The organism is Myroides profundi, assembly GCF_000833025.1.
In the GTDB taxonomy this organism is placed as follows: domain Bacteria; phylum Bacteroidota; class Bacteroidia; order Flavobacteriales; family Flavobacteriaceae; genus Flavobacterium; species Flavobacterium profundi_A.
Genome location: NZ_CP010817.1, coordinates 2,260,661 through 2,287,068 on the forward strand (window position 1 = coordinate 2,260,661; position 26,408 = coordinate 2,287,068).

The following is a 26,408-nucleotide window of genomic DNA, read 5'->3' on the forward strand; positions in this document are numbered from 1 at the left end:
ATCAGTACAACATGCTACGATTACTATGATAAACGTAGTGCGAGTATAATTATCAACATTTTAAATATTATAATATATGAAAAAAATTACTTTATCATTAATTGCAGCCCTAGCAATAGGTTTTTCTGCAAATGCACAAACTCCAGATGTAAAAATCGGAATAAAAGGAGGTTTTAACATCTCTAATATTAGTAACTTCGAAGACTCTTCATCACGTCCAGCTTTTCACATTGGAGCCGTTGCTGAAATTTTTATCAATGAAAAATTTTCTATTCAACCAGAATTACTATATTCAGCACAAGGAGCTAGATATGATTATACTGAAACTATAATAAGTAATTACTATTACTCTTCTAAAACTAAAACAGAAACATTAAAACTAGATTATATTACAATACCTGTAATTGCCAAATACTATATCGTAAAGGGACTTAATGTACAGGCAGGCCCTCAATTTGCATTCAATGTAACTGCAAAAAACCATATGGAAGATATTAAAGAGAATGTTAAGTCTTTTGAGTTTGGATTAGGACTTGGTGCTGGATACGAATTATCTAACGGAATATTCTTTGATACTAGATATAATGTAGGTCTTAGTAAAGTTAACAAATATGGAGATTCTTCAAGAAATGGGGTACTTCAATTATCTATAGGATATAAATTCTAATCTAGATACCTAAATAACTATGGAGGCTCTTATTGGATAATAAGAGCCTCTTGTTTTTTTTATAAATACCACAAAAAAAGACCTAAACAATGTTTAGGTCTTAGTTATCTTATGATAGAATATTGAATACCATCAGTACCCCTGGTACCTGTATTTCTTCTTTCTTATATTCTTCTAAGCTGAAGTACTTCACGGCTCCTATTTCATTAGTAGCTTCTATAGTTTCTCCATTTAGGCTATAACTATAACAGTCTTGTTGCATCATGATATTCAGCTTCTCCCCATAGGCAGGAGCAGTGATATGATGTAAGAAAGTCAGCCTATCTACATCTAGTACTAGGTTCAACTCCTCTTCTATCTCTCGAATAAGAGCAGTTCTACTCCCCTCTCCTTCATCGATCTTTCCTCCAGGTAGATACCAAGCCTTCTTATTATTGCTATAAGCTAGTAGTAGTTTACCTTCTTCTACTACGACAAGCCCAGCTGTCTCTAGATCTATCCAATCTTCTTCTATGACAGGTAGGTGATACACCTTCATCATACGTCCAGGAACACTAGTTAACACCTGGCGTACACATACACCTCCCATTTTCTCATAAAAGAGATTTGCATTAGGCTCTGCATACACCTCTATATACTTATATCCTCTAGACTTAGCGATCGCTTTGATATGAGACATGATCACTCGTCCAAATCCTTTATTAATATGTGCAGGCAATACCCAAAAGTGGTCTATACATAGGTAAGGGCCTTTATCTTCTAATTCAAAAAAGCCAATATATTCATCTGCATAAAAACATTTGATAAGTTCTCCTTTTCTAAAATTAATATCTGTGATTGTTAGATCATCTGTCCACATCGACATATATTCCTCTCTGTATCCCCAATATCTCTTGGAAGCTAATGCCGTCTCTGTTAGTAATTCACAATCTGCTACTGTAGCATTTTGGTATGAAATAGTCATTTTATAGTAATTGTTACAAGATAGTCAAATATAATATTTATGACTTTAAAATTCCGTTTATTCTAGTTTATTTACTATAAAAACCTCTATTAATCCAATGCGAAACCTCTGAACCAATCCCTTATAGGCTAAATAAGGTGATATTTATTATATAAGAAATTCCCTTAGGTGACACTTATGAAATACTCCCTTCATTCAAGCACTTAGATAAAACAAAATCTTTAAAAAACTGTATATCAATACATCAATTAAAAATAACACTGCAAATACAATCTCATAATATTAGCTATAAACTGAAAATTTGATTTCTATACAAAAACAACTCAACCGTTTATCATAAAAATACTGCCCTTTATGTATATATTATGTAAATCTGTCAATATCCACAAACAAAACATTTCAAATAATTAACTTTTTATTTAATTTTGTCTTTCAATATAAAAAAAATGACAATGAAAAAAATCATGCAATCACTTACTTGTGCTCTTATGTTAGTTGGGGCAACTGCATTTGCACAAACACCTTCTCCAATTCACTTTGGTATTAAAGCTGGTGCTAACTTCACAAATATCTCTACTGACTTAAAAGATTACAGTAGTAAAGCATCTACAGGATTTGGTGTTGGAGCAATGACTAGAATCGATATCAAAAAAACATATATCCAAGCAGAATTATTATATGCTGAGAAAAAGTCTAAATTCGAAAACAACTTAGGAGAAAGTACTACTAGTACTTCTAAACAACTTGAGATCCCTGTAGTTATCGGACACAAATTCTTAAAATTACCAATGGTAAGCCTTAGAGGATTTGCAGGTGGTGTGTATACAAATACTATCGATGACAAATTATCTGGAAGTAAAATCAACGATGCAGTACAATTCAAAAACTTTGACAAGAACAATATCGGATACCGTTTAGGTGTTGGTGTTGATGTATTGACATTCACTCTTGACGTTTCTTATGATGGAAGCTTCAGCAAAACAAACAAAGAAATCGGAGCAAAACCTAATACTTGGATGGTATCATTAGGATACTTCTTCCTATAGTAGGTCTATAAAAGCATACTATTTAAGAGTTACCGCTAGCGGTAACTCTTTTTTTATATCATAAAATTAGAAACACTTTAAAAATTTGTTATTTTTGTCCCATGCAAAAGACAATAAACATTTTAAACAAAAGGGCTAAGTTCGAATACGAAATACTAGATAAGTATACTGCTGGTATTGTATTAACTGGAACTGAAATTAAGTCTATACGTTTAGGTAAAGCAAATATCGCTGAAAGCTTTTGTGAGTTTCAAGGACACGAATTATTCGTTATCAATAGTCAGATAGAAGAATACGCATATAGTAAGCACTTTAATCACAAAGCAAAAACAGAGAGAAAACTTCTTTTAAACAAAAAAGAATTAAAATCTCTACTAAAAGATGTTCAGAATAAAGGTCTGACTATCATCCCACTTAGACTATTCTTAAACGATAAAGGTAGAGCCAAACTTGATATCGCTCTAGCTCGTGGTAAAAAGAACTATGACAAGAGAGAAACAATTAAAGATCGCGATAATAAACGCGACCTAGATAGACTTAAAAAATCGTATTAAGATATACTCTTATAAAAGCATCCTTTATCGGATGCTTTTTTTGTTTACATTCTACTTTTTATCCTCCACAAAGTCTCTTGACTTTTGATTACTTGATAAGGTTTGGGTGACATGCAAAATATTGCATCTCTACTTTAGTATATTGCGTATATGCGTTGCGAGAATATATCCTCACAAAAAACACCTTCATTTACAAAATCTCTTGACTTTCGAGCAAACCTAATAATCAATTCCTTTCTTAAAAGGATATTGACCTATAAGTTCCCATTTACGCCCCTTCTGTAGATACCAATCTGTTTGTAAAGAGTCTTTTGACTTCACCCATGTAATTTCTTTAATTTTGGAATAACTAACAGTATCCTTATCATAATGATTGTCATAGAAATACTGTTGTAGAACCATTCTTTTTCCTTTCATAATATATCTTGAGGAAAATCTCTCAGTAGAGTATCTGATGATATTACTTCCTTTTTCTATAGAATCGAGTTCTTTACTTAAAAAGATCTTCTTCTTTTTGCTTGTCTGTATTTTTTCTACTTTTAAGTCAGTCCTATCACTTCTTCCAAATGCAATGTTTATGCATAACAAAGTAGCTATGCCTACAAAGAATGACAAGGTAATCTTATTAAGTAATGCGTTCATCTTTATATTGTAAAAACCTCTAACAAATTAAAGGTTTTTTTCTGTATATTTGCATATATCAAACATATAGGTTTTAGGTGTTACTCCTTAAAACACACAAATTGAACCAATATGTAATGTTATTTTCTTCAACATCATTACAGTAAAAAAGTCAATCTGTAAAATCTTCATTTCAAATTTTAACACTCTTTTTAACGCATTATTTTTCATCTAAACCCACTATTCATACGGCATTAGACTAGTTTTATTCGGAACCTGTTCGGAAAAAGCGCCATTTTTCCGAAGAAGCTCCGAACAATCCCCGAACAAGGCTAACAAAAAACGTTGTAAACATTGGAAAACACTGAGTTTGAATATTATTTAGCACTGTAAAAAACGCTGTAAATGTTAAAAATTTAACTATAAGTAAATAATCCTAATTAACATTATTTCACAATTAAAATCAACATAAAATAATCTCTAATTGAGATTATTAAAAGTAATATAGTTGTAGACATAGATTATGTGACACACAAAATATTGTATCTCTACTAAGTAACGGTTTTATGTGATACAACCCTACGATTGTGTGCCGATAGGTGTGATATATATATACCGAATGCCGTAGGCAAAAGATTCCTAACTCCTAATTCTAAATTCCTAATTCTTATTCTCCAGCATGGGTACGAACTTAAAGTCTCCATGTTCGTATTTTTCAAACTGTTTTTCGTTGATACGGATCAACTCTGTCATGATTTGCTTTTCCTCACCAATAGGGATGATCAGTCTACCTCCTACTTTTATTTGTCCTAATAAAGCTTGCGGGATAAAAGGAGCACCTGCTGTAACAATAATAGAATCAAAAGGAGCATAATTAGGTAATCCCTTATACCCATCACCAAAAGTAGTAAGCTTAGGTCTGATTCCTAACTTTGGCAATAAAGCTGAAGTCTTTTTATACAATTCGTTTTGTCTCTCGATACTGTACACTCTAGCTCCCATAGCGACTAGTACAGCAGTCTGATACCCACTACCCGTACCGATTTCTAAGATTTTATCTTCTTTTTTGACTTGAAGTAGCTGAGATTGAAAAGCTACAGTATAAGGTTGCGAAATAGTCTGGCCTGCTCCGATAGGAAAAGCCTTATCTTGGTATGCAAAATCCTCGAAACTTGAATCTAAGAATAAATGACGTGGTACCCTCTTGATAGCATCTAAAACATTGGTATCAACAATCCCTTTTTGCTTAAGTACTTCAACCAACTGGTTTCTAAGACCTTGATGTTTTGCAGAATCTTTCACTATTAAATTATTATTTCCCACAAAATAACTAATATTTTCTAACAAAAGCAATCCGTATAAGCCCTGAGAATATAATTGAACAAAACTTTAAGCAGGTTTATTGAAAGTTTAGATAAATAAATTATATTTTTGTTTTCAAAATATAGTTTTATGCTTAAAGTTGGAGTATTGGGAGCAGGCCACCTAGGTAAAATTCACCTACGCTTACTTAACCAATCTGAAAAATATGAACTAGTAGGATTTTACGATCCTTTTAAAGAGAATGCTGAAAAAGTAGCAGCAGAATTTGGCTATAGAAAATTTGACACTATAGAGGAATTAATTCAGGCAGTAGATGTAGTAGATATCGTTACTCCTACCCTTTCTCACTTTGACTGTGCTAAACAAGCTATTGAAGCTGGTAAGCATGTATTCTTAGAAAAACCGATTACGACGACTATTGAAGAAGCTGAAGCCATTATCGCATTAGCTGCTAAGTATAATGTACTAGGACAGGTAGGTCACGTAGAGCGTTTTAACCCAGCGTTTATCGCAGTACGTCCAAAGATAGAAAAACCTATGTTCATCGAGACTCACCGTCTAGCTGAGTTTAATCCTAGAGGAACTGATGTACCTGTAGTATTAGACTTGATGATCCACGATCTAGATGCTATCTTAAGTGTGGTTAAATCTCCTGTGAAGCATGTAAGTGCTAGTGGCGTAGCTGTACTAAGCGAATCTCCAGATATTTCTAACGCTCGTGTAGAATTTGAAAACGGATGTGTAGCTAATATCACTGCTAGCCGTATCTCAATGAAGAATATGCGTAAATCGCGCTTCTTCCAACGCGATGCTTATATCTCTGTGGATTACTTAGAAAAGACATGTGAAGTAGTAAAGATGAAAGAAGCTCCTGAAGTACCAGGTGACTTTGACCTAATCCTTCAAAATGCTGAAGGGGTTAAAAAACAAATTTATTACGACAATCCTGAAGTATTAGCGAATAATGCTATCTTAGACGAGTTAGAGACATTCCATGACGCGATAGTGAATAAAACTACACCTATCGTGACATTAGATGATGGTACTAAAGCACTGCGCTTAGCTTACCAAATCATCGAGGCAATGGAGAAAAAATAAATTAACATCAAAAAATATAAATTAACCATTATGAAAAAAATTGCTGTTATCGGAGCTGGAACAATGGGAAATGGTATTGCACATACATTTGCTCAAAAAGGTTTTACAGTTCTTTTAATTGATATATCAGAAGCTGCTATCGAAAGAGGAATGACTACGATCATTAAGAATTTAGATCGTATGATCGCGAAAGGTAGCATCACTGAAGCGGATAAAAAAGCAACTATCGAAAACATCATTACTTACACTGACATTAAAGATGGTGTAGCTAATGCTGACCTAGTGGTAGAAGCTGCTACTGAGAATGTAGAGTTAAAACTAAATATCTTTAGACAACTGAGTGAAGTATGTGATGAGAATGTAATCTTAGCATCGAATACTTCTTCTATCTCAATTACTAAAATCGCTTCTGTGGTGAAAAACCCTGAGCGCGTAATCGGTATGCACTTTATGAACCCTGTGCCTATCATGAAGTTAGTAGAAATCATCAGAGGATACAACACAAGTGATGAAGTGACTAAAGCAATCATGGATATGTCTAAAACATTAGATAAAGTTCCTACAGAGGTAAATGACTACCCTGGATTCGTAGCGAACCGTATCTTAATGCCAATGATCAATGAAGCTATCGAAACATTATACAACGGTGTAGCTGGTGTAGAAGAAATCGATACTGTGATGAAGTTAGGTATGGCTCATCCTATGGGACCATTACAACTAGCTGACTTTATCGGATTAGATGTATGTCTTTCTATCCTTAACGTAATGTATGACGGATTTAAAAACCCTAAATATGCTCCATGTCCACTATTAGTAAATATGGTAATGGCTGGTAAATTAGGAGTTAAATCTGGAGAAGGATTCTACGACTATAGCGAAAGCAAAAAAGCTGAGAAAGTAGCGAAAATGTTCGCTTAACCCTCCAGTGTTATTGTAAACTAGTAAATACTAATAAAAGACAACCAAACTAAACTTTGGTTGTCTTTGATATTTTTGAAACCATACTTATAATGGCTAAAATAATTCCTTTTAAAGGCTTGCGCCCTACCCGAGATAAAGTAAGCTTAGTAAGCTGTAGATCATTCGAAGACTACAATGCTGTTGAGATTGCTTATCTTTTAGACTACAACCCCTTCTCTTTTTTGCACGTATTAAATCCTGCTTATGTAAACCCCTCAAAAGTAACGTATGATAAACGTTATAAGATGGTCGCAGCGAAGTTAAACGACTTTAAGAAAGAAGGTATTCTGATTACAGAAGATAAACCGATTTATTATCTGTATCAGATCAGCACAAAAAGTTGGAGTTTTACAGGGATAGTGGCAGGAACTTCTATAGATGACTACCAAAGTAATGTGATCAAAAAACATGAAGACACCTTAGAGTTTCGCGTAAGACTATTTAAGGAATACTTATATCACAGTAAGTTCAATACTGAACCTGTACTGATGATGTATCCTGATCAGGAGGATATAGAAAAATGGATTATCACAAAGAAGCATGAGAAACCCCTATATGACTTTAGTACTGTAACTAGAGAAAGACATACGATCTGGAAGATAGATGAGGATACCGATATCGAATGGTTAACAGAACAATTTGCAGATATTAAAGAACTGTATATCGCAGATGGACATCACCGTTTCGCTTCTGCAGAACTGTTACAAGCAGAACATTCTAACGGAACTCCTGCTCATAACAATACAGTGATGACGTATTTAATCGCTGAAAACAATATTAAAATCTATGAGTTTAATCGTATTATACACGATTTAAACAACCATAGCAAAGGAGAATTCTTAAACCTTCTAAAAGAGAAGTTTCACGTTGTCAATAAAGAACAACAGCTTTGGAAACCTACTAAGAAGATGGAATTCGGAATGTACTTAGACGGTGACTTCTATGCCTTAACGCTAAAAGACATCAAACAAACAGACTGCATCTTACAACAGTTAGATGCGCAAATACTATACGATGAAGTACTACATCCTATACTAGGATTAGATGACTTGAGAAACGATGCTCGTATAGACTATGTTCCTGGTAATGAGTCTATCGTTACGATCAAAGAACTAGTAGATGATGGCGAATACGAAGTAGGATTTATGCTTTATCCTACAAATGTAAGTGAGATCAAACAAGTGGCAGATAACGACCTTATCATGCCTCCAAAAAGCACATATATAGAGCCTAAGTTTATGAATGGTCTCTTTATATACGAAATTTAAAAAAGATAAAAATTATGTCTATTACAGAGAATTTAAAACACGTTAAGAACACATTACCTGCTCATGTTACCCTTGTTGCTGTTTCTAAAACGAAACCAAATGAGGATATTGTAGAAGCTTATGAGGCAGGACAACGTGTATTCGGTGAGAATAAGATTCAGGAAATGACTGATAAATATGAAGCTCTTCCTAAAGATATTAAGTGGCACATGATCGGACATGTACAACGCAATAAAGTGAAGTATATGGCTCCCTTTGTCTCTCTGATTCACGGAGTGGATAGCTTTAGACTCTTAGAAGAGATAAATAAACAAGCGAAACGAAATAATCGCGTTATAGAATGTTTATTACAGATGTTCATCGCAGAAGAAGATACAAAGTTCGGCTTAGATGAGGCAGAATTACTAGAAATTCTTTCAAGTGAGGAATTTGCTGGACTTAAGAATATTAAAGTAGTTGGACTAATGGGTATGGCTACTTTTACCGATAATCAAACGCAAGTAAAGAAAGAATTTACACAACTAAGTAATATATTTGCAATGTGTAAAGAGAGATACGGCACGAAGGATAACCTTGACCTAAACATTGTCTCTATGGGGATGAGTAACGATTATCCACTAGCGATAGAATGTGGAAGTACGATGGTTAGAATAGGTAGTAATATCTTCGGTAGTCGTAATTATTAATTTATTAAAAGGACAAGTTGTACGCAGTTTTAGATATAGAAACAACTGGTGGGCAGTTTAATGAAGAAGGAATCACCGAAATTGCTATATATAGATTTGATGGTAATCAGATCGTAGATCAGTTTATTAGTTTAGTTAATCCAGAGATGGAAATACAACCTTTCGTAGTGAAACTTACGGGAATCAATAATGCTATGCTACGGCTAGCTCCGAAGTTCTACGAAATAGCTAAGCGCATCATAGAAATAACGGACAACTGCGTCATCGTAGCTCATAATGCTGAATTTGATTATCGAGTACTGCGCAACGAGTTTAAACGACTAGGTTATGAATACAGTCGCAATACACTGTGTACAGTAGAACTATCACAGAAGTTACTGCCTGATATGCCTTCTTATAGCTTAGGTAAACTAGTGCGATCACTTGGTATTCCCATCGCAGATAGACATCGCGCTAATGGAGATGCTATGGCTACAGAAAAGCTATTCGAATTACTTCTATCAAAAGATAAAGAGAAGACTATCTTAACCTCTATGATTAAGTCGGATATCAAAACGGGGATTAGTCCTAAGTTTTTGGATATCGTAGACACTTTGCCTTCTACTGTAGGTATTTATTATATCCTGGACAAAGAAGGTAATATTATCTTCATCGGTAAGAGCAAGAATATTAGAAAGAAAGTCTTACAGCACTTTACGAGTAATTCGCCTATATTCAAAAAAATACAACAAGAAACCTATACTGTCACTTTCGAAAAAACAGGTACTGAACTCATCGCGCTTCTAAAAGAGGCTGAAGAGATCAATACCAATAAACCAAAGTACAATAAGGTCAGTAAGAAAAGTGTATTCCCCTACTCTATTTATTTAAAAACTAATCTAGAGGGGTACTTATATCTATCTATCGAAAAGACAGATGGTAGAAAGAGAAATCTAATGGCGTTTACATCGCCTAACGAAGCTAGAAAATTCTTACATAAGATATTCCAACGTCAACAGGAGTTACCTTATGTAGAGTTTATATATGAGAAAAAATCAACTAAAATAACAGCTGATAACTTCTTTATCAACTTTACCTCGACAAGAGAAGAGTTCAATGCTAATATACTTGAACTATTTAAACCTTATGATATAGATAAAGACCATGTTCTAATCTTAGACAAAGGCCGTAAAGTAGATGAGAAGAGTGCTGTCGCTTTAGAAAAAGGGAAGCTAAACGGATATTGCTTCTATAACTTAAACCACCAAATCAACGCCCCAGAACGAATAGCAGCCAATTTAACGCCAATTTTGTTTAATAGAAACAACAGAAATATTATTCTTAATTATCTAAATAAGAAGATCGGTTACAAATTAATTCACTACTAAAAACAGTTTTTGTGAGACGCAGATTAAAAAACAAATGGGATATCCTACAGCAGAAGATTTACATCATTATTTATGGTTCAAATACTTTTGCAGGTAAATTATTTGATATTGCACTACTAGCAGTTATTCTGATGAGTGTACTTCTAGTTATGCTTGAATCGATAGAGAGCTATGATATGAAGCACCACACAGGTCTAGTAGTCTGTGAGTGGATTATCACTGTGTTTTTTACCATAGAGTATATCCTTAGGATTCTTTGTAATAAAAAACCGCTTAAGTACATCTTTAGTTTTTATGGAATAGTAGATCTTATCTCTATCCTACCGATGTATTTATCGTTCTTTATTCCTGGTTCTAGAGCGCTTACTGTTGTAAGAGCACTGCGTTTACTACGTTTATTTGGTATCTTAAACCTTGTTCCATACATTGGACAACAGTCACACTTAAAGCTAGCTCTTAAGTCTAGTAGAACGAAAATTATTGTATTCGTATACTTTGTACTTGTGATGTCAATCTTATTAGGTGCGCTAATGTATGTGATCGAGAGTAAAGAAAGTGGCTTTACGAGTATACCTAGAAGTATCTATTGGTGTATCGTAACGCTTACTACTGTGGGATATGGAGATATCGCTCCACAGACACCACTAGGTCAAATGATAGCATCTTTTATCATGATTATGGGTTACGGTATTATCGCCGTTCCTACAGGTATCGTGACAGCAGAGTTCTCTAATATTAAACGCAACAGATTAGATGCGAAGAGAAGAAGAAACTGCTCTACATGTACTACTACAATCTATGATGATGATGCAAATTACTGCTATAATTGCGGTCAAAAATTAGGAGATGTCTACGAAAAATAACAATTATCTTATTGTTGTCATTGGGCCTACAGCGATTGGAAAAACAGCTTTAGGAATCAAACTTGCACAACATTTTAATACCAATATAATATCATGTGATAGTCGCCAATTCTATAAGGAAATGGCGATAGGAACAGCTGTACCTTCTAAGGAAGAACTAGCTGCTGCTCCACATCACTTTATTCAGAATATCAGCATTCACGATACTTACTCTGTAGGAGATTTCGAAAGAGAAGCATTGGCTAAACTAGATGAGCTCTTTACAGATAATCCTGTACAGGTTATGGTAGGTGGATCAGGACTCTTTGTCAATGCAATCCTAAATGGGCTTGATGATTTCCCAGATGTAGACCCAAGTATCAGAAAACAATTAAATCAAGACTTAGCAGAAAAAGGCCTTCCTTATTTGCAAAATATGCTAAAGGAATTGGATCCTATTCACTATGAAAAAGTAGCGATAGACAATCCTCAGCGAGTAACTCGAGCATTAGAGATCTGTATCGGTACTGGTAAACCCTACTCTAGTTTCTTAAATATAAAACAACACGCTCGCAACTTCACTCCTATCGTGATAGGTCTAGAAGCTGATAGAGAGAAGATGTATGAGCGCATTAATAAACGTGTGGATATCATGCTAGATAATGGCCTTCTAAAGGAAGCTCAAGATTTATATCCGTATCGCGATAACAATGCGTTACAAACCGTTGGCTATCGAGAATTATTTGCGTACTTTGACAACGAATTCGCATTAGAGTTCGCTATCGAGGAAATCAAAAAGAATACACGCCGCTTTGCTAAACGTCAGATTACTTGGTTTAAACGTACTCCTGATGTTATGTGGTTTGACTACCTTACTGCACCAGAACAAATCTTAAAAGCTGTAGAAGATAAAATACAGTTTTAAGGGAACTGAAAACAGGGAACAACGATTTCACAAATTCACAGTTTCACAAAAAAACAACAGCACAAAAAACAAAAAAACCATGCCTATATCACCCAACTTTACATCTATATTTACACAGAGCTTCGATGTTGATTACTTTGACTGCGATATCAATGCTCAGTTAAAAACAGTAGATTTATGTAAGATGATACAGATGGCTTCTTCTAATCATGCAGTCTTAGGAGGGATAAGCTTTTGGGATCTGCAAGAAGCAAACCAATCATGGGTAGTCTATAAATTTAGAGTAGAAATAGACAGAATGCCTAAGTGGCAAGACCGAATTGATATCACTACTTGGATAGAGACATTAGATGGTATTCGTTCTGTGCGTAACTTTGAGGTACACTGTAACGGAGAGCTTGTCGCAAGTGCTAGCTCGATGTGGGTGATTATGAATACGGTAAGACGTCGTCCTGAGATGATGGCTATCCCTCACGACCACTTTACTAAACACAAGGACAAAAAAAGTATCCAAAGTGAGTTCACTACTTTTCAGAAGAAACCTGAGACAACGCATTTAATCACAGATAAGGTAAGATACTCTGATCTAGACATGGTTAATCATGTAACTAATATCAAATACTTAGAATGGGTGATTAATGCCTTAAAAGTATCCGAAAACACTTCTAAAGACATTTCTGTAGTTGACATGCACTTTAATAAAGAACTTCGTTTTAATCAAGAGTATACCATAGAACAATGTGTTGCTAATAACAACCACTTTGTGATTAAATCTAATGAAGGAGACCTCAACTTCCAATGTGTAATAGAATAGTTAGAAGGGAACAGACTTATTATCATAAATAACAAAGGCTAATACATCTCGATGTATTAGCCTTTGTTTTATTATTTAATTCTTAATAATATTATCGTAAAATCAGTTCAGAGAATTTAGATGCTCCTGTTCTAAGAATATCAGCAGTTACTTCTTCTAGTTGATTTGAATTAATCAATTGATATAGTTCATTTTCTTGGTTACTTAATGTATCATATAATTCTAGATACTTCTCATCAATACCTTTATACTGATCTATAACTAGATAATGCTTATTCTGTTCAGGATATTCTACTAATTGCTTAGAAAAATCATTTAATCTAAAGTTTAAGCTTTCTAGTTCAGATATATCTTTCTGAATAGTATCTATTGTTCTAGTCGAATTAATATCAATACACTTTACACTATAAATAGATCCATTTCCTCCTATCCCATTTAATTTATAATCAAAAAATAAGGAAGGAATTACCTTCTTTTCAATCTTATAGTCAATATCTATGATGTCTTCTAGAGGTTCTCTAAAGTAACTATTAATACGATTATAAAACACCTCATCTTTTTTGTTACTCTTAGTACTTGTCCTCAAGTCACCTATATATTTCTCATAGAATTTACTAAAGAAAGCTGCATCTATATTCATATTTAATTCAACTGGTTTGTCAAATTGAATCATTCCGTTATTATAAACTGCTAAACGATCTAAGTACTTCTTTAAAATATTAGTATTCTCTTCAATAAATAAATCTTCCTTAGCATTTAGTTCCAAAACTTCACTAATCTTCTTTATATTGAAATTTAATAGTTTACTCTTATTGTCATAGAATCTAGTAATAAAACTAATCTTTGATTCAGAAAACTTATAAAACACATTATTGGTTGAAGAAACCGCTATTAGTCCAATAACAATATTCTCCCTAGACAAGGAGTTATTAAAGTATCTAATTAAACTGTAATACGATTTCATTTTAATAGTTTGTTTAATATGTTGGAAATTCTAGTATTTCGTTCTTGATTACTAAGTATCTCTATTATTTTAAGCTTACCCGCCTTACTCAGTCCTACTTTTGACGGAAGGCTATCTAACACCTCTGGCAAGACCACTAGTGTTGTGTTAATTTTTTCAATAATTCTACTATTGAATTTTGAAAGTACTTCATTCTCAGCAAAATTACAAATCTTTTTGGTGAATTTTGAAGCAATTAACATATTTACAAGACTGACATCCATTACATTAATTTTCAACCCTTTATAGTTAGTTTGATTACCAAAAAGTTGTGTATGATCAATAGCAACAAAATCTATTTTTCCTTGATCCTCAACTAACAAAAGGTTCGGATTATTGATTCTACGATCTCTATTAGCTAACCATACATCACAAAAGGCTATATCCAAAAATTTATAGGGATCTAAGTATTGATTAAAATCATTCTTATTAGATAGAACTAAGTTGTGGTAATCTAGTTCTGTCTGACTATTAATCTCTTTAGAACCTATAACAAACAACTCTTCGATATCAAACTGACTATATTTAGATATCATATTATTGGTGATCAAATATTCTTGAAGTAACCTATTCTCAATTTTTATTATCTTTATTTCTGGTACTTTTATACCCCAAATCTTATAAACCTGATTCCCTATCAATTCATTAATAATATCTTCTAATGGAGGATGAATCTTAAAAATAGTTTTTGCATAATAGATATCAGCATCAGTGCCTAATATTTTAATAGGAATACTATTCGTTTCTAATATCTCCAGAATCTGTATAGCGCCAATTACCTCCATATCAATTCAGTATTTATTTCGTTTTATTAGCCTTATTTATACCACTTAATACACCGCTTATATGTAAATTTAACCTATAAAACAGATACTTACCAAAAAAATAGATGTATATATTATATTTTTAAAAGAATGCCTCTTTACAATCAACTGTTTATACAATATAAACACATTCTTAAAACACTTTTAAATTACAACTAGGCAAAATAAACTACCTTTACCCCCTAATTAATCTACAATGTCTACACACAAGGTAATTAAAGCCAAACAATTTGATCAAGATGTACCTATTGAATTCTTTATGCTAGAAGACAATAGTCATCTATTCAACTTTGATTACCACTATCAATGTAACTTCTATCAGATCTACTGGTTTACCCAAACCAAGGAGACAACACAGAAAGTTGACTTTGAGTCCTACCCTATCTCTGATGATCAGATATGGGTCATCTATCCCGGGCAAATGCACAATATTAACCCTGACGGGGTAAAGGGGTATTTTATTTCTGTCAATAAGGATTTCTTTAACCGCATTCTCGCCAAAGAATTTAACGAACACAAGTTTAGATTTAATCCTCCCTTATGGTTTGAGTTATCAGAAGATAAAAAAGAAGTCTTTAAAGCAATCATGTTTTTATTCCAACAAGAATGGGATACACAGAAACGAACTTATATACTAGAGAAGTACCTCAATATCTATATTTCCCATATTCAAGGCTTAAAAGAGCTCTCACAGGACAATCTTCTTATAGATACTAGAGTACTAAAATTATTAGAGTTGGTGGAAGAAAACTATACTGTCCACCACCCTACTGCTTTCTATGCTGATAAAATAGCATTATCTGTAAAGCGAATGAATGAACTCGTAGTAAAGGCTACTGACTATACACTTAATCAACACATTCACAACAGAATACTTCTAGAAGCAAAGAGACTAATAGGATATTCTGACTTGAATATCCAAGAGATTTCAGCCGAATTAGGCTTTAGTGAGGTCAACTATTTTAACCGCTTCTTTAAAAAAAGTACAGGTTTGGCTCCATTAGCTTTTAGAGAAAATGTGAAAAAAGTCCAATAAGAGTACTTGTTTTGCCAAGGTCTAAGTGAATCAACAGGTTTACTTTTGCCCCATCAAAATATCAATATGAATAAGTTAACAAAAGCTCAGTTTATAGTCGTGATTATTTTATCATTACTATCTGCTATCGAACCTTTTAGTATAGATCTGTACTTACCTGGTTTCTTAAAAATCTCACAGACCTTTAATACAGATCTAAAAAATGTACAGTTGTCCCTTTCTTTCTTTTTAGGAGGATTTGCTGCAGGACAGCTATTTTGGGGAATTATCTCTGATCGCTATGGTCGTAAACTTCCGACTATTGCCTCTTTAATCATCTTTATTCTAGCATCAGTAGCCTGTATCTATGCAGAGACCATAGAACAGTTCTGGGCAGCTCGATTCTTTCAAGCTTTTGCAGGATGTGCAGGAGTAGTTATCGCTCGTGCCGTAGTGAATGAATACTATTCTGCTGACCAGAGTATGAATGTCTTCTCTCTACTAGCTATCATAGCAGGAGTAGCACCTATCGTAGGTCCTATCGCTGGTAACTTTCTGATCAGTCATTTCGTATGGCAATCTACTTTCGTTACTTTAGTGATATTAGGTATCATCTGCCTATTAGCTGTTATCATCTTCTTGCCAGAAACACGTATTGTCACAGAGAAAAAAGATGTTAACCTTATGGCAGACTTTAAAGAAATAGTACAAAATAACGTCTTTGTCAAATATACATTGATTGGAAGTTTAACCTATAGTATCTTAATGATCTACCTAGCCAATGCCCCTTACCTTATTATGGAGTATGGAGGAATGTCTTCAGATATGTTTAGTGGTATATTTGCTTTTAATGCTATCGGTTTAATCCTTGGGGCATGGCTGGCAAACTCTGTATTCTCTCGCTGGTGGACTGTAGAACAAATCGTAAAATACACCGTGTATTTCGGTATTGCTTGGACAGTAGCCTTCTTAGTTATGTGTGTGCTAAAAGAGCCTATTGAAGCCTTATTAGTTCCGTTGTTCTTCATTGTACTAACTCTTGGAGTACTATTCCCTACAACTACTAAATTAGCCTTAGCACCATTCACTACTAATAGTGGATCTGCGTCAGCTCTACTAGGTACTTTACAACTGCTATTTACCTTTATCATATCAGCCGTGACTAACTTAATCCCTGCTGACATCATGACCTTGACTGCTTATTCTTTACTTGCATGTCATCTGTTATATCTAGGATGTTATCTGATTAAAGAGAAAAATAATACTAATTAATTCAAATCAATTATCACATTTATATAGTAAAAGCGACTCAACTTAAAAAAGTTGAGTCGCTTTTGTTTTTTATCCAATATAGCTAACTTACTAGGTTTTGTAAAACAAGCCACTTTTCCTCTACTTTTAAGTAAATGAGCAATGTATCACCTATCCAATAAATAAAGTAAAATCGCAATGTCAAGTTATGGTTATGCTTGCTCCTCAGTCTTTATTCTACATAAAAAGTTTACTATATTTGTTTTTAAACTAAAGAAGAAATGGACAATTACCTAATTGGTATAGGCAAGAAATTAAAAGAAATTAGAAAGGCAAATAAGTACACTATTAACCAAATCGCTTCTAAAGCTGAAGTTAGTAATGGGCTAATTTCAAAAATTGAGAACGGAAGAACCATTCCTTCACTACCTGTATTATTAACCATAATACAAGCTTTAGACGTAGAGATAGGAGAGTTTTTTAAGACTATTCCTGTTGTAGGTAAGAGCAATTATATCCTGTGTAAAAAAGAAGACTATAACACTATAGAAAAAGAAGAGCAAGCTGTTGGCTTTGAATACCGTTCTATCTTTTCAAAACAATTAAATTCTTGTGGATTCGAAACCGTATTACTAGAGGTAAAACCTAATTCTAAGAGAGATAAAGTAGAGACTGACGCCTTTGAATTTAAATACATTATCTCTGGAGAGTGTACCTATATCATTGGAGAAGACGAAGTTTTAGTACAGAGTGGAGATTCCATACTCTTTGATGGTAGAATACCACACGTACCCATTAATAAAGGAACCGAAACTTGTCTTATGTTAGTCGTTTACTTATTCTATGATAAAAACGATTAAGAAATATGATCTATAAAAAAAGGGATAATACAGCCGTATTATCCCTTTCTTATTCACACACTTACTATTTAGATCCACTCTCTAATATCCGTTAATTTATCAACGATATGAGTGGGATTAGCCGTTTTTAATAATTCCCTATTTTGAGCACCTGTAAGCACGCCTACTACATAACCACAATTAGCGTTATGTCCTTCTTCTATATCGATAATCGAGTCACCTGCCTTTAATACATATTTAGCATCTACGATATCGAACTGTTTCATTGCCTTATTTATCATTTCGGGAGATGGACGTCCTATTTCTACATCATCCGCCGTAATCAATGCATCCACTGTATCACCCACTTTCCAGTTAAGTTTATTCAGCAGTTTATTAGCCGTTTTACTATCATATCCCGTATTTAATACAACCTTAATTCCTTTAGATTTTAATAAGTCAAAAAGAGATTGCATCCCTTCATACGTTTGTACAGGATAAGTATTATAGGCATTCTCTAAGTGTTTTTTAAAGTTTTTAAATATTAAATTAGCCTGTTCATCCACCTCTTTTTCAGTTGTACACGCTGTTAGAATATCTTTGATTGCTTGGCACTTTTCTTTTCCTGCACCATATTGTAAAGTTTGTTCCAATGTTACTTCATAGCCCATCTCATTAATTGAGTCACAAACTGTTTTATACACTAAATTATCTTCATTCACTGTAGTTCCTGCCATATCAAAAACTACCATTTGTATTTCTTTCATAATCATTTAAAATATACTATTAATAACTTGCTTTGAATAGCCTGCACTACCCGTCATTCCTTTTCCACCGATTCCGGTAATAATATGAATATGCTGACCTATCATAGTATTAAATATATCCGCGTTTTTACATTGAGAATAAACTCCTGCCCACGAATCCCTAATCTGATAAGTTGGCAAATCCACAATCTTTTTAGCCTCCTGAATCATAAAGTCATTTATCTCCTGTTTTATATCGAATCCCAATTCATCTATATCATTAACATCCGAATACTCATGTGAGTCACCTATAATCACAGAGCCATCTGCCGCTTGTTTAAACAGGATATGCACTCCCCATTTTTTCTGAAGAGAGTCTAAAGGTTCACTTGCTTTAATTTTCGCAAAAGAAGGACACTCATAAAAAGCCTCATACCTTCTGATAGACCACCCTGTTAGAACAGAACCCTTTAACTCATAATTACGCTGAGCTACTGTCTGCATCATCTGTAGCTTAGTCACCTCCATATCACTCTGCGCAAACACTTTAGGGAACAACGTCTTAAACTCTGATCCACAGCATATAATTACTTTAGCTGCGATTAGTATTTCACCTGAAGCTGTTATTACTGACACTCCATCATTGCCCTCTTCACAATTCACCACTGGAGTTAAATATGAAAATTCTACATCTAACGTCTCTTGCATATACTGGTGTAAGCGATAAATCATAGTACGTGGCTCTACTGTCACTTCCTCTGGAAAGAATAACCCACCTATGACATAAGATTCCTTCACTCCTGGGTAACGAGATAAGCACTCTTGTTTAGTTAAAAGCATAGACTCGTAACTATTTGACTGATTAATCTTATTTAATTCTTCTAATAGAGTTAATTCTTCTTCGTTAGACGCTAGATAGATAGAACCATTATTTCGCACCGAAATATCAAATACACTTTGAATCTCCTTATAAATCTGTAAACTCTCCCTTCCATAATTTTGCCATTTTGTATCCATTCCTGATGGTACTACTTGACCAAAGTTTCGTACAGTCGCACTCACTGGTTGTTTATCCTTTTCTACTACTAATACTTTCAACCCTTTCTGAGCGGCGTGAAAAGCGTGAAAGGTTCCCAATACTCCCCCTCCTACTACGATTAAATCATATTTCATATCTATTTTATTTTTATACAGTTACATTACTCAATTTTGTTTTTCGAATAACTTGCTTTTCGAAAAACCATATCGACACTAAAGACAGAATCAATATTGCTATTGCAGATTCTATATTTAAATTAATGAAGAATGTACTCCAGTTCTGTCTAAAGCCTACAAACTCTTTTATTAATAACACAGTGACACTACCTAAATACCCCAGCGAATCGGCTAGATAAAATAGAAACCCTACATTGCCATTAAACTTTAGTAATGCTACTAGTCTCTCGAATACCAAACAGTGAAACAGGATGTATGGCAAATAAACCCCAATACCTGATACTACCATCCACGTTATCGCTGATACATGGCGCTCTCTAAAGAGAATTGTTGTTATTAACATCATTATCGCGCCGAATATCGTCAGATACATTCCTAAGTTAAAAGCCTTTCTATTATTCTTAATCAGCACACTACTCGCTGCTATAATTAATACTATGATGGCTACAGGAACTTCCGTTAGCGTGATTAATTTTGGCGCTTCTGACGTCCCTTGTTCTTCCCAAAACTCTACTACGAAATTATCTCTAAAGTCACGTACAATAGTCAATACGATGTAAATCAACACAAGACTTAAATACCCCAAGCCATTCTGTTTTAAGAACGCCATTCGCTCCTTTTTATACATTGGTTTGCGTTCAGCACGGGCTTCTACATCACTACTAGAGGGTCCTTTACACTTATTCATAATAAATGCACAACTCAAAAATATAGGGAAGAATAGCAATCCTGTCAGAAATGGCATATCATACTCACTCACATAAAAATTCTCCATTAAGATTAACCCCACACTCTTTACAAATCCAGTAGAGAAGATAAACGTCGCACTTAATGCTGCGGCTAATAATTCTGTGTTTTTTCGCCCCTCTATATATGAGAAGACTATTCCGAAAATCATCCCTAGTGGAAGTCCATTTAAGAATAGAGCTATAAACTTTAAATGCGGTGGCAGAATAGAGAATAGTCCCAACATAGCTAACCCAAAAGTAGTTGCTCCGATTAACCAATACAGTCTACTACTCTTAGTCATCTCTGAAATAATTTTAATCCCAATAACTTTTGAAATCATATATCCAAAAACCTGACTAATCACTAAAATAGTTTTAGGATCTACATTGCTCATCACTTCCATATCATCATACTGTCCTGCCAAAAATGATTTACGCACAGCATACATTCCTGTATAACACAAAAAGACAGAAAACAACAACAAACAAGTTTCTACTTTTTTACTATTCTTAAACTTATACAACTCCATCGTATTGTAATTTTATTATTTGTAAACAAAACTAACGGAAACAAAGTAGTCATATATTAACTAAAAGTAAACTTTCAGTTAAGTTTAAAACATCGTAATATCACTAAAAACAAAGAACATATATTTGCAATAGCTTTAAAAACAAGTAATACAAGTTTTTTTGAATTCTTTTAAAGCAGAATCAAAGTTAGCAATATAACAACACAAATATTTACAAATAGTAAAATTATGAAACAAAAAACAGCCACCGCAATGGTCTTTGACAACCAAACTAGAAATTTTAAATCTAGAGAAGTACAAATATGCCCTTCTAACCAAGAGGAAATAATTGTTCAGGTTGCTTACACCACTATCTGTAGTAGTGACTTACACACTTACTGCGGTAGGAGATCTCTAGATGCCCCTACTATATTAGGACACGAGATTATAGGTTACATCACACACCTTCCCCCGATGACTACTACCGATTATACAGGAACCCCTATTAATGAGGGTGACTTAATCACATGGTGTATATATGCCTATGATTCTGAAGATGCCATTGCATTAGAAGGATACCCTCAGAAATCAGCTTCATTATATAAGTATGGTCACCATCCATTTTCTAATACAGAATTAAACGGTGGATTCGCTACCCATTGTATTCTTAAGAAAGGAACAGCTATATTTAAACTCCCTACACACCTAACACTATATGAAGCTACTCCTCTTAATTGTAGCCATGCGACTATAGCGGGGGCTATGCGATTAGCTGGCGATGTAAAAGACAAAACGATACTGGTATACGGTGCAGGTATGCTAGGATTATCTGCTATTGCTATGTCTAAAGCACAAGGGGCTAAACATATTATCGTCTGTGATGTAAATGAAAAGCGTTTATCTACAGCTACTTTATTTGGAGCGACACATACCTTTCAGAGTACCCATGACACCGAGAGCATAAAACAGCAAATCGCTCAGCTAAAGATTAACGCAGTACTAGATACTACAGGTATTCCTGCTGTTATGGAACAGGGAATTGAACTATCAGCTATCGGCGCTACTAACGTCTGGATAGGAGCCGTTTTTAATCAATCAGCTACACAAATCAATGCTGAAACTATAATCCGCAAGCTAATTACTATAAAGGGGTTACACAATTACACCCCTGATGATTTAAAAAATGCAGTAGCTTTTTTGAGTCAGCACCACAACACTTTTCCTTTTAAAGATTTGGCAAAAAATGAATTTGCTCTCGAACAATTAGAAGAGGCTTTTGACTGTGCTAATAAAACGCAGCAGTACAGAGTAGGGATAAAAGCAACTCTTTGAATCTAGTATCAATCTTAGTCAATTATTGTGAAAAAATTGACTAAAATCACTTCACTCCATATCAAAAAAAGCCTGATTTACAGTGTGAAAATCAGGATTTTTTATAATCATATATAACGTTATTTTACAACTCCCATTTTATTCCTAACATTCCTTTTACCCCATAGTACTCTACCTGTAATGGACGGTTAGAATCTCCATAGTAATACTCTAGTTTAGAATTTAATAAGTTATTAGCTTCCATAAAAACCGTAAAATGCTTATTTATTTTATACGTGATATTCGCATCTAAAGAAGCATAGTCACCATAGTACACATCATCTTTAGCTAAGCCACTTGCACCGTGTTCTGTGATATACCTTCCTTTAAAGTTATATGCTGCACGAATATTAAAACCTCCTTTTTCATAATATAACTGAGCATTAAAGAGATGTTTAGCTTGTCGAGGCAATGTTGTGACACCATCACGTGAAGGTATTTTCATCTCCGACTTAGTAAATGTGTAATTCGCCTGTACCCCAAAACCACTTAAGAATCCTGGTAAGAAATCAAACTTCTTATTACCACTTATTTCTACTCCTAACAACCATGCATTATCTCCATTTCGAGGCTGTGCCATCTCCACCCCCTCTATACCATTATAAGTACCTTGTTTAGCACTAACAAAAATAGGGTCTGTAATCACTTTATAAAATACCCCTCCTGATATTACATCTAAATCGCCGAAGTAGTGCTCTCCCATTAAATCAAAGTTATATGCATAAGTAGGATTCACATCTGGATTACCTCCTACGAACTGATTATCTGCCGCTAAATAGGTTCCTCCTGGAGCTAAATAACCAAAATCTGGTCTAGTAAACGTTCTAGTAAAGGCAAATCTCAAATTCGTATTATCTGTCATTGTGTACTTAAGATGTAACATTGGCAATAGCGATAGATAACTTTTCGTATCGCTTACTTTCTTAAGTTCTCCTTTTGTTGTTCCTTCTTCTTTCTCGAAAGCGTATCCGTCTATTTTTGTATTTGTATGCGTTGCTCTAAGTCCCCCTAAGAAAGTAAGTTGACTAGTTAGATCATAAGTAACCATTCCATATACTGAAGAATGTTGCTCTCTAACCTTAAAGTTACGACCTAGTCCTCTACCTTCTTCTAATATTTCTGAGTCATTTCTCAGCAGAGATAAATCTCCATTAAAGAAGTGGTTCTTATAGAAGTTTTTCATGCCTTCTTTAGACAGTACTGGTCCAAAACTATTTCCTATACTTGTATTCATCGCTTTTAGATAATCAGAGCCTCCAGGTTGAGACACTAAATATCCTTTTTCATTTTCTAACACAGGTGTACTTCCTGAACCTGACCATCCGTAAAACTCATCTGCAAATACAGCCGAACGTTCTTTATCCACGAACTTAGCTCCGAATTTCCACTTTAAGCCTGCTGTACTTTCTACTTGGTAATTTGCAGAAACCACAATATTATCTCTTTCCTTAACTCCTACTTTATACAACTGTAGATTCGTAAACTTCATATTCTTAGGATTATCTACGAAGGTAGGATCAGCTAAGTAATCAAACACATTGCCTGTGTTTAACACTCCTCCATCTACATCCCAATACGCGCGAATTCCATTACCTCTATCCTCAAAAAGATCAGGATTAAATGCCACATTATCCTGCGTGTACATCATAGACAGGTAACTATGATTTTTCTTATCTGGGATATTTCCATAGTAGAACTCCGTTCTATAATGTCCTAAACTCCAATCAAATGTTCCTTTATTTAAGAAATGCTTTCCTCCTAATTCTGCTCCGTAAAAATCAAAGTTCAAATCATTAACGATATTCTGTAATTCTATACGTCCATTTTGCGTTTGTGGGTTATACTTATCGAAGCGAATACGCCTCTTATAATGCAATTCTTTATCTAATAACTTACCATAATTAAGACGTACGAATAACTTAGAGTTCTCACTTGCATTATATTCGAATCCTGTATTAACTCCTGTAGTCTGACGTTCTCCTGTATAATCTCTTAATTCTAAACGGTACACTCCTTCATCTCCTGATCTCCTTGCTTCATAGTTATCTGTAGCCCAATTTCTATTCCATTGAGAAAGGTTTAATATATAACCCCACTTATCATTTTTAGAGCGATCTCCCACAGTTAGACTTCCACTATACACTCCTTTATTAGACAGCTGGTTATACCCCATACCTAAAGAGGCATTTAATGTAAAATCCGCTGGTGCAGTTTTAGTAATAAAATTCACACTTCCTCCTAAGGCATCACCATCTATATCTGGTGTCAGTGCTTTAAACACCTCTACATAACCAATAATATCAGTAGGAAAAAAGTCAAAGGCCGTTGCTCTACTCGCTCCTTCATCTGCAGCAGCAGGTAATCTGTGACCATTCATCGTAGTAGAGTTCCACTCTGCTGGCAATCCTCTTACAGCCACATATCTTCCCTCTCCTTGATCTCTTTCTATAGACACCCCTGGGATACGCTGTACTGTTTCTGCAGCATTTCTATCCGGTAGTTTACCGATACCGTCAGAAGCGATTACATTCACTAAGCTAACAGAGTTCTTCTGCATATTAATAGCTTTTGCTTCACTTAGTCGTTTTGTAGAAATCACTACAATTTCGTCTAAATTCCCTCCAGAAGTTGCCATTTCAAAACTATACAGCGATTTTGGCTCCACCAAAGTCAAATCTATTGTTTCATACTTATCGCTATATCCAAAATAACGCATAACAATTTCATATTGCTTCTCTGGCAAATCTGTAAATGTGAAATATCCATCTAAATCAGTAGCTGTTGCCTTGCCCTCTCCGACAACTTCAACAACAACTCCTGGCAATGCTTCATTGCCATCTAATACTCGTCCTTTTAGCGTTCTGTTTTGCGCTGTTAAAGAAAGACAACCTAGAGTTAAAAATAGACTTAAGGTAAACTTGTAGTTCATAAAGTAGTTTATTATTGATTAAATACTTTACAAAATTGAAACAATATTTTACAAATATTAAAATCTAAGGTTTAATAAAACATTACCTATACAAGAAAAAATCGTATCAAAAAAGGCTAAATACATGATATAAAGGTAAAACAAGCTTATATATTAAGTAAATGTTAACACTGATCAAAACACAACATATTACTTATAGTAAAAAAACGTAAAAGTTACAAATAGTAAAAAAACAATCGAACTGTGTACATATTATTTAAGAGTTAAGCTCCTTACAGCACAAGAACCTCACATCGCCGAGATATCTGATTTAATAGGGTATAAGAACCCTCGCCACTTCTCCTCTGCTTTTAAGAAGAAGTACGGGGCATCTCCTAGCCAATGGATGAAGTGATTATTTTGGTAATAAGCTTTTAAAGCTTAACTTACTTTGAATTATTAATCACACAACTTATACTATGAGAAATGTTCTAACTATTCTATCTCTATTTTTAGGAATTAGTGTTAATGCTCAAAGCACAGAAGCTCCTCTAGAAAAAAACGAAAAATGGGCAAACTACACTACTGTTATATAGAGAACACCTTATGAGAGAAAGACTTATTGGAAAAAAGAATACATGCTAAAAGAAGATAAAGTAACGTCTTATAAGACCTTTTATAACGAAGATCTTAGAGCTATTACTCAACTTATTTATGATAAGAATGGTAATATCGAGTCTAACTTCAGTTCGATTAAAAAGACTTTATGCATAATTGTAGAATGATGTTATTATAAAGTGATATAAATATGTGCACTTCGCTTGCACTTCTTAGGGGTTGCTAGGAGTTTCCTAGGGCTTTCCT

26 protein-coding genes are annotated in these 26,408 nt (G+C 34.2%); 17 read left to right on the forward strand and 9 right to left on the reverse strand.

The annotated features are described in order from the left end of the window. The first annotated feature begins 76 nt into the window (after window positions 1–76). Window positions 77–667, forward strand: coding sequence for a porin family protein (locus MPR_RS09985; protein WP_041892162.1), 591 nt, complete (start codon window positions 77–79; stop codon window positions 665–667). Window positions 668–776: 109 nt separating this feature from the next. Here MPR_RS09985 and MPR_RS09990 read toward each other — a convergent pair whose 3' ends face one another. Beyond that, entirely contained in the window at window positions 777–1,631 is an 855-nt protein-coding gene (locus tag MPR_RS09990; protein WP_041892165.1) for a GNAT family N-acetyltransferase, read from the reverse strand. Window positions 1,632–2,083: 452 nt separating this feature from the next. On the opposite strand from MPR_RS09990, the gene MPR_RS09995 reads away from it, so the two are divergent. Together MPR_RS09995 and smpB are read left to right on the forward strand one after the other, a co-directional pair. Further along, window positions 2,084–2,677 carry a porin family protein gene (locus MPR_RS09995; RefSeq protein ID WP_041895358.1) on the forward strand — a complete coding sequence of 198 codons (594 nt, stop codon included), beginning with the start codon at window positions 2,084–2,086 and terminating at the stop codon, window positions 2,675–2,677. A gap of 101 nt (window positions 2,678–2,778) precedes the next feature. After that, a complete protein-coding gene (gene smpB / locus MPR_RS10000; protein WP_006259985.1) occupies window positions 2,779–3,231 on the forward strand; it encodes an SsrA-binding protein SmpB in 453 nt (150 codons plus the stop codon). A 219-nt stretch (window positions 3,232–3,450) separates the two neighbouring features. On the opposite strand, the gene MPR_RS10005 is transcribed toward smpB, so the two are convergent. Together MPR_RS10005 and MPR_RS10010 are read right to left on the reverse strand one after the other, a co-directional pair. Then, complete coding sequence (locus tag MPR_RS10005; RefSeq protein WP_041892167.1) at window positions 3,451–3,873, reverse strand: hypothetical protein; 423 nt, start codon at window positions 3,871–3,873, stop codon at window positions 3,451–3,453. Between the two features lie 639 nt (window positions 3,874–4,512). Beyond that, window positions 4,513–5,154 carry a protein-L-isoaspartate(D-aspartate) O-methyltransferase gene (locus tag MPR_RS10010; protein WP_025124812.1) on the reverse strand — a complete coding sequence of 214 codons (642 nt, stop codon included), beginning with the start codon at window positions 5,152–5,154 and terminating at the stop codon, window positions 4,513–4,515. Between the two features lie 150 nt (window positions 5,155–5,304). On the opposite strand from MPR_RS10010, the gene MPR_RS10015 reads away from it, so the two are divergent. From MPR_RS10015 to MPR_RS10050, 8 genes are all read left to right on the forward strand, one after another. Next, window positions 5,305–6,273 (forward strand): Gfo/Idh/MocA family protein, encoded by a 969-nt coding sequence (locus tag MPR_RS10015; RefSeq protein WP_041892170.1) that lies wholly within the window; start codon window positions 5,305–5,307, stop codon window positions 6,271–6,273. Between the two features lie 30 nt (window positions 6,274–6,303). Further along, a complete protein-coding gene (locus MPR_RS10020; protein ID WP_025124813.1) occupies window positions 6,304–7,191 on the forward strand; it encodes a 3-hydroxyacyl-CoA dehydrogenase family protein in 888 nt (295 codons plus the stop codon). Between the two features lie 92 nt (window positions 7,192–7,283). After that, window positions 7,284–8,501 (forward strand): DUF1015 domain-containing protein, encoded by a 1,218-nt coding sequence (locus MPR_RS10025; RefSeq protein ID WP_041892171.1) that lies wholly within the window; start codon window positions 7,284–7,286, stop codon window positions 8,499–8,501. 14 nt (window positions 8,502–8,515) lie between these two features. After that, complete coding sequence (locus MPR_RS10030; RefSeq protein WP_041892173.1) at window positions 8,516–9,187, forward strand: YggS family pyridoxal phosphate-dependent enzyme; 672 nt, start codon at window positions 8,516–8,518, stop codon at window positions 9,185–9,187. A gap of 17 nt (window positions 9,188–9,204) precedes the next feature. After that, entirely contained in the window at window positions 9,205–10,554 is a 1,350-nt protein-coding gene (locus tag MPR_RS10035; protein WP_041892174.1) for an exonuclease domain-containing protein, read from the forward strand. 11 nt (window positions 10,555–10,565) lie between these two features. Next, window positions 10,566–11,417 carry an ion transporter gene (locus MPR_RS10040; RefSeq protein ID WP_006259977.1) on the forward strand — a complete coding sequence of 284 codons (852 nt, stop codon included), beginning with the start codon at window positions 10,566–10,568 and terminating at the stop codon, window positions 11,415–11,417. Further along, the gene (gene miaA / locus MPR_RS10045) at window positions 11,401–12,321 is read left to right on the forward strand and encodes a tRNA (adenosine(37)-N6)-dimethylallyltransferase MiaA (RefSeq protein WP_041892189.1); all 921 of its coding nucleotides are present in this window, start codon (window positions 11,401–11,403) and stop codon (window positions 12,319–12,321) included. The genes MPR_RS10040 and miaA overlap by 17 nt, the downstream gene beginning before the upstream one ends. Before the next feature lie 79 nt (window positions 12,322–12,400). Then, window positions 12,401–13,135: an acyl-[acyl-carrier-protein] thioesterase gene (locus MPR_RS10050; RefSeq protein ID WP_041892192.1), complete on the forward strand. Its 735-nt coding sequence runs from the start codon at window positions 12,401–12,403 to the stop codon at window positions 13,133–13,135. Between the two features lie 91 nt (window positions 13,136–13,226). Here MPR_RS10050 and MPR_RS10055 read toward each other — a convergent pair whose 3' ends face one another. Continuing rightward, on the reverse strand, window positions 13,227–14,099 hold the full coding sequence (locus MPR_RS10055; RefSeq protein WP_041892195.1) for a hypothetical protein: 873 nt from the start codon (window positions 14,097–14,099) through the stop codon (window positions 13,227–13,229). Further along, window positions 14,096–14,923, reverse strand: coding sequence for a HipA family kinase (locus tag MPR_RS10060; protein WP_039329733.1), 828 nt, complete (start codon window positions 14,921–14,923; stop codon window positions 14,096–14,098). Before MPR_RS10060 ends, MPR_RS10055 begins: the two co-directional genes overlap by 4 nt. A 235-nt stretch (window positions 14,924–15,158) precedes the next feature. Here MPR_RS10060 and MPR_RS10065 point away from each other — a divergent pair, with 235 nt between their 5' ends. From MPR_RS10065 to MPR_RS10075, 3 genes are all read left to right on the forward strand, one after another. Continuing rightward, window positions 15,159–15,998 (forward strand): AraC family transcriptional regulator, encoded by an 840-nt coding sequence (locus MPR_RS10065; protein ID WP_041892200.1) that lies wholly within the window; start codon window positions 15,159–15,161, stop codon window positions 15,996–15,998. Between the two features lie 66 nt (window positions 15,999–16,064). Further along, complete coding sequence (locus MPR_RS10070) at window positions 16,065–17,249, forward strand: multidrug effflux MFS transporter (protein ID WP_041892203.1); 1,185 nt, start codon at window positions 16,065–16,067, stop codon at window positions 17,247–17,249. Window positions 17,250–17,509: 260 nt separating this feature from the next. Beyond that, entirely contained in the window at window positions 17,510–18,088 is a 579-nt protein-coding gene (locus tag MPR_RS10075; protein ID WP_041892205.1) for a helix-turn-helix domain-containing protein, read from the forward strand. A gap of 68 nt (window positions 18,089–18,156) precedes the next feature. Here the strand turns inward: MPR_RS10075 and MPR_RS10080 are convergent, their stop codons facing one another. The 3 genes from MPR_RS10080 to MPR_RS18695 are packed head-to-tail and all read right to left on the reverse strand — an operon-like array spanning window position 18,157 to window position 21,286. After that, window positions 18,157–18,834 (reverse strand): phosphonatase-like hydrolase, encoded by a 678-nt coding sequence (locus MPR_RS10080; protein ID WP_041895359.1) that lies wholly within the window; start codon window positions 18,832–18,834, stop codon window positions 18,157–18,159. A gap of 6 nt (window positions 18,835–18,840) precedes the next feature. After that, entirely contained in the window at window positions 18,841–19,992 is a 1,152-nt protein-coding gene (locus MPR_RS10085) for a TIGR03364 family FAD-dependent oxidoreductase (protein WP_041892207.1), read from the reverse strand. A gap of 7 nt (window positions 19,993–19,999) precedes the next feature. Next, complete coding sequence (locus tag MPR_RS18695) at window positions 20,000–21,286, reverse strand: DUF5690 family protein (RefSeq protein ID WP_041892209.1); 1,287 nt, start codon at window positions 21,284–21,286, stop codon at window positions 20,000–20,002. A 228-nt stretch (window positions 21,287–21,514) separates the two neighbouring features. Between MPR_RS18695 and MPR_RS10095 the strand changes: the two genes are divergently transcribed. Beyond that, window positions 21,515–22,597 (forward strand): zinc-binding dehydrogenase, encoded by a 1,083-nt coding sequence (locus MPR_RS10095; protein ID WP_041892213.1) that lies wholly within the window; start codon window positions 21,515–21,517, stop codon window positions 22,595–22,597. Between the two features lie 124 nt (window positions 22,598–22,721). On the opposite strand, the gene MPR_RS10100 is transcribed toward MPR_RS10095, so the two are convergent. Further along, window positions 22,722–25,565 carry a TonB-dependent receptor gene (locus MPR_RS10100; RefSeq protein ID WP_041892215.1) on the reverse strand — a complete coding sequence of 948 codons (2,844 nt, stop codon included), beginning with the start codon at window positions 25,563–25,565 and terminating at the stop codon, window positions 22,722–22,724. Between the two features lie 241 nt (window positions 25,566–25,806). Here MPR_RS10100 and MPR_RS19050 point away from each other — a divergent pair, with 241 nt between their 5' ends. Further along, on the forward strand, window positions 25,807–25,959 hold the full coding sequence (locus MPR_RS19050) for a helix-turn-helix domain-containing protein (protein WP_367888726.1): 153 nt from the start codon (window positions 25,807–25,809) through the stop codon (window positions 25,957–25,959). Between the two features lie 223 nt (window positions 25,960–26,182). Further along, window positions 26,183–26,329, forward strand: a complete 147-nt coding sequence (locus MPR_RS18670; protein ID WP_158438869.1) for a hypothetical protein — start codon at window positions 26,183–26,185, stop codon at window positions 26,327–26,329. The last annotated feature ends 79 nt before the right edge of the window (window positions 26,330–26,408 follow it).